Here is a 5,394-nt window from a genome sequence, read left to right on the forward strand (position 1 = left end):
TGGGTAAGGCCCCCAACCTGCTGGTTGGGGGCCTTACCTGAATGTATGTTCCGGCGGTGTCCTACTCTCCCACACCCTGTCGAGTGCAGTACCATCGGCGCAGGTGACCTTAGCTTCCGGGTTCGGAATGGGACCGGGCGTTTCCCCACCGCTATAGCCGCCGTAACTCTATGAAACTATCCACACAGTCGTGTGTTGTTTCAGATACCGCACAGTGGACGCGTAGCAGCTTTGTTGGTAAGTCCTCGGCCTATTAGTACCAGTCACCTCCATGCGTTACCGCACTTCCAGTTCTGGCCTATCAACCCAATGGTCTGTTGGGGGCCTTACCCCCTTAAAGGGGTGAGAAACCTCATCTTGGAACAGGCTTCCCGCTTAGATGCTTTCAGCGGTTATCCCTTCCGAACGTGGCCAACCAGCCGTGCCCCTGGCGGGACAACTGGCACACCAGAGGTTCGTCCGTCCCGGTCCTCTCGTACTAGGGACAGCCTTCCTCAAGTTTCTAACGCGCGCGGCGGATAGAGACCGAACTGTCTCACGACGTTCTAAACCCAGCTCGCGTGCCGCTTTAATGGGCGAACAGCCCAACCCTTGGGACCTACTCCAGCCCCAGGATGCGACGAGCCGACATCGAGGTGCCAAACCATCCCGTCGATATGGACTCTTGGGGAAGATCAGCCTGTTATCCCCGGGGTACCTTTTATCCGTTGAGCGACACCGCTTCCACATGCCGGTGCCGGATCACTAGTCCCGACTTTCGTCCCTGCTCGACCTGTCAGTCTCACAGTCAAGCTCCCTTGTGCACTTACACTCAACACCTGATTGCCAACCAGGCTGAGGGAACCTTTGGGCGCCTCCGTTACATTTTGGGAGGCAACCGCCCCAGTTAAACTACCCACCAGGCACTGTCCCTGAACCAGATCATGGCCCGAGGTTAGAGGTCCAATACGACCAGAGTGGTATTTCAACGACGACTCCACGAACACTGGCGTGCCCGCTTCACAGTCTCCCACCTATCCTACACAAACCGTACCGAACACCAATACCAAGCTATAGTGAAGGTCCCGGGGTCTTTTCGTCCTGCCGCGCGTAACGAGCATCTTTACTCGTAATGCAATTTCGCCGAGTCTGTGGTGGAGACAGCAGAGAAGTCGTTACGCCATTCGTGCAGGTCGGAACTTACCCGACAAGGAATTTCGCTACCTTAGGATGGTTATAGTTACCACCGCCGTTTACCGGGGCTTAAATTCTCAGCTTCGCGCATTACTGCGCTAACCGGTCCTCTTAACCTTCCGGCACCGGGCAGGCGTCAGTCCGTATACATCGTCTTACGACTTCGCACGGACCTGTGTTTTTAGTAAACAGTCGCTTCTCTCTGGTCTCTGCGACCCAACCCAGCTCCGAGTGCAAGACTCATCACCAGATCGGGCCCTCCTTCTCCCGAAGTTACGGAGGTATTTTGCCGAGTTCCTTCACCACAGTTATCTCGATCGCCTTAGTATTCTCTACCTGACCACCTGTGTCGGTTTGGGGTACGGGCCGTGTACCAACTCACTAGAGGCTTTTCTCGGCAGCATAGGATCACTGAATTCACCTCAACCGGCTACGCATCACCTCTCAGGCCATATGAGACACGGATTTGCCTATGTCTCGCCCTACAGGCTTACACCCGGTAATCCACCACCGGGCCCAGCTACCTTCCTGCGTCACCCCATCGCTTGACTACTACACCCAGGGTCCCATGCAGCCGCTTCAGGTCTCCCGAAGGAGATCCGTCCACATTTGGATGGTTAGCACAGATGATTCGCCATTGGGCGCGGATACACGGGTACGGGAATATCAACCCGTTGTCCATCGACTACGCCTGTCGGCCTCGCCTTAGGTCCCGACTCACCCTGGGCGGATTAACCTGGCCCAGGAACCCTTGGTCATTCGGCGGACGAGTTTCTCACTCGTCTTTCGCTACTCATGCCTGCATTCTCACTCGCGCAGCCTCCACAACTAGGTCACCCCGCTGCTTCCCTGGCTACACGACGCTCCCCTACCCACCCAGTCGACTGGCCCGAAGGCGATCTGTATGACTGAGTGCCGCGGCTTCGGCGGTGTACTTGAGCCCCGCTACATTATCGGCGCAGGATCACTTGACCAGTGAGCTATTACGCACTCTTTCAAGGGTGGCTGCTTCTAAGCCAACCTCCTGGTTGTCTCAGCGACCCCACATCCTTTTCCACTTAGTACACGCTTAGGGGCCTTAGCCGGCGATCTGGGCTGTTTCCCTCTCGACTACGAAGCTTATCCCCCGCAGTCTCACTGCCGCGCTCTCACACACCGGCATTCGGAGTTTGGCTGACTTCGGTAAGCTTGTGGGCCCCCTAGGCCATCCAGTAGCTCTACCTCCAGTGTGAAACACGCGACGCTGCACCTAAATGCATTTCGGGGAGAACCAGCTATCACGGAGTTTGATTGGCCTTTCACCCCTACCCACAGCTCATCCCCTCAGTTTTCAACCTAAGTGGGTTCGGGCCTCCACGACGTCTTACCGTCGCTTCACCCTGGCCATGGGTAGATCACTCCGCTTCGGGTCCATGACATGCGACTCAAACGCCCTATTCGGACTCGCTTTCGCTACGGCTACCCCACACGGGTTAACCTCGCCACACACCGATGACTCGCAGGCTCATTCTTCAAAAGGCACGCCATCACCCCACGACCGAAATCGAAGGCTCTGACGGATTGTAAGCGCACGGTTTCAGGTACTATTTCACTCCCCTCCCGGGGTACTTTTCACCTTTCCCTCACGGTACTAGTCCGCTATCGGTCACCAGGGAGTATTCAGGCTTACCGGGTGGTCCCGGCAGATTCACAGCAGATTTCACGGGCCCGCTGCTACTCGGGTGCCTGCTACAACAGAGAACACGTTTTCGTCTACCGGACTCTCACCGTCTACGGTTGGCCGTCCCAGACCAATTCGACTAACGCGATCTTTTCTGACTGTCGCCCAGATCGGCAGATCTGAGAAAGCAGGTCCCACAACCCCGGCTATGCAACGACTGCCGTCTATCACACACAACCGGTTTAGCCTCTTCCGCTTTCGCTCGCCACTACTCACGGAATCACTATTGTTTTCTCTTCCTGTGGGTACTGAGATGTTTCACTTCCCCACGTTCCCTCCACACCGTCTATATATTCAACGGCGGGTAACACGACATCACTCGTGCTGGGTTTCCCCATTCGGAAATCCTCGGATCTCAGCTCGGTTGACAGCTCCCCGAGGCTTATCGCAGCCTCCTACGTCCTTCATCGGCTCCTGGTGCCAAGGCATCCACCGTACGCTCTTACACACTTACAAACAAAGATGCTCGCGTCCACTGTGCAGTTCTCAAACAACACACAAGACCTTCTCACCACTGCGGCACCAGCCGGGAAGAAAACCCGCGGTATGACACGCGGAGAAGACCTTGTCGTATCTTTTGCCTGGAAAGAACGTCTGTTCTTTCAGGACCCAACAGTGTGTCGATATATCACCCGCCGGCCGGTCACTGAGTACCAGCCGATACGCGGAAGAGGTTGTCAGCGTTCCACCCATGAGCTCCAGCCGGACTACATGTGAGTCCGAAACTGTCTCTGCCAGAGGCGATCTCGACTGTTCGAGACACCATCCGGAGAAGTGCTCCTTAGAAAGGAGGTGATCCAGCCGCACCTTCCGGTACGGCTACCTTGTTACGACTTCGTCCCAATCGCCGATCCCACCTTCGACGGCTCCCTCCACAAGGGTTAGGCCACCGGCTTCGGGTGTTACCGACTTTCATGACGTGACGGGCGGTGTGTACAAGGCCCGGGAACGTATTCACCGCAGCGTTGCTGATCTGCGATTACTAGCGACTCCAACTTCACGGGGTCGAGTTGCAGACCCCGATCCGAACTGAGACCGGCTTTAAGGGATTCGCTCCACCTCACGGTATCGCAGCCCTCTGTACCGGCCATTGTAGCATGTGTGAAGCCCTGGACATAAGGGGCATGATGACTTGACGTCGTCCCCACCTTCCTCCGAGTTGACCCCGGCAGTCTCCTGCGAGTCCCCGCCATAACGCGCTGGCAACACAGGACAAGGGTTGCGCTCGTTGCGGGACTTAACCCAACATCTCACGACACGAGCTGACGACAGCCATGCACCACCTGTACACCAACCACAAGGGGGGCCGTATCTCTACGGCTTTCTGGTGTATGTCAAACCCAGGTAAGGTTCTTCGCGTTGCATCGAATTAATCCACATGCTCCGCCGCTTGTGCGGGCCCCCGTCAATTCCTTTGAGTTTTAGCCTTGCGGCCGTACTCCCCAGGCGGGGCGCTTAATGCGTTAGCTACGGCACGGATCCCGTGGAAGGAAACCCACACCTAGCGCCCACCGTTTACGGCGTGGACTACCAGGGTATCTAATCCTGTTCGCTACCCACGCTTTCGCTTCTCAGCGTCAGTTACTGCCCAGAGACCCGCCTTCGCCACCGGTGTTCCTCCTGATATCTGCGCATTTCACCGCTACACCAGGAATTCCAGTCTCCCCTGCAGTACTCTAGTCCGCCCGTATCGACCGCAAGCTCGCAGTTGAGCTGCAAGTTTTCACGATCGACGCGACGAACCGCCTACAAGCTCTTTACGCCCAGTAATTCCGGACAACGCTCGCACCCTACGTATTACCGCGGCTGCTGGCACGTAGTTGGCCGGTGCTTCTTCTACAGGTACCGTCACTTGCGCTTCGTCCCTGTCGAAAGAGGTTTACAACCCGAAGGCCGTCATCCCTCACGCGGCGTCGCTGCATCAGGCTTCCGCCCATTGTGCAATATTCCCCACTGCTGCCTCCCGTAGGAGTCTGGGCCGTGTCTCAGTCCCAGTGTGGCCGGTCGCCCTCTCAGGCCGGCTACCCGTCGTCGCCTTGGTAGGCCATTACCCCACCAACAAGCTGATAGGCCGCGGGCCCATCTCGCACCGATAAATCTTTCCACCACAAATCATGCGATTCGTGGTCATATCCGGTATTAGACCCAGTTTCCCAGGCTTATCCCAGAGTACGAGGCAGATCACCCACGTGTTACTCACCCGTTCGCCGCTCGTGTACCCCGAAGGGCCTTACCGCTCGACTTGCATGTGTTAAGCACGCCGCCAGCGTTCGTCCTGAGCCAGGATCAAACTCTCCGTTGAAGACTCTCAACTCGCCCCCTGAAGGAGCAAATCGGAAGTATCTCGAACCAGAGTCCGAAAACCTAACTAAAACGCCAGCCGGAAAATTAGCTGACAAAAATGTCCGACCCTCACACGGGGGGTGAAGATCGGAACCAAAATAAAACATTTGGCACTGACATTCATCGACACACTATTGAGTTCTCAAAGAACACACGCA

Annotated in this window: 3 rRNA genes; all 3 read right to left on the reverse strand. The window is 56.5% G+C overall.

Annotation, left to right across the window (positions count from 1 at the left end):
* Nucleotides 1-48: 48 nt before the first annotated feature.
* The 3 genes from rrf to NA3_RS34855 all read right to left on the reverse strand — a co-directional run bounded on the left by rrf (nt 49) and on the right by NA3_RS34855 (nt 5,195).
* Nucleotides 49-165: ribosomal RNA gene (gene rrf, locus NA3_RS34845) — 5S ribosomal RNA — on the reverse strand.
* 68 nt (nt 166-233) lie between these two features.
* Nucleotides 234-3,349, reverse strand: a 23S ribosomal RNA gene (locus tag NA3_RS34850).
* Nucleotides 3,350-3,678: 329 nt separating this feature from the next.
* Nucleotides 3,679-5,195, reverse strand: a 16S ribosomal RNA gene (locus NA3_RS34855).
* Together the 16S, 23S and 5S rRNA genes form the textbook arrangement of a ribosomal RNA operon.
* Nucleotides 5,196-5,394 lie beyond the last annotated feature (199 nt).

Source organism: Nocardia africana NBRC 100379 (assembly GCF_001612635.1).
Classification (GTDB): Bacteria; Actinomycetota; Actinomycetes; order Mycobacteriales; family Mycobacteriaceae; genus Nocardia; species Nocardia africana.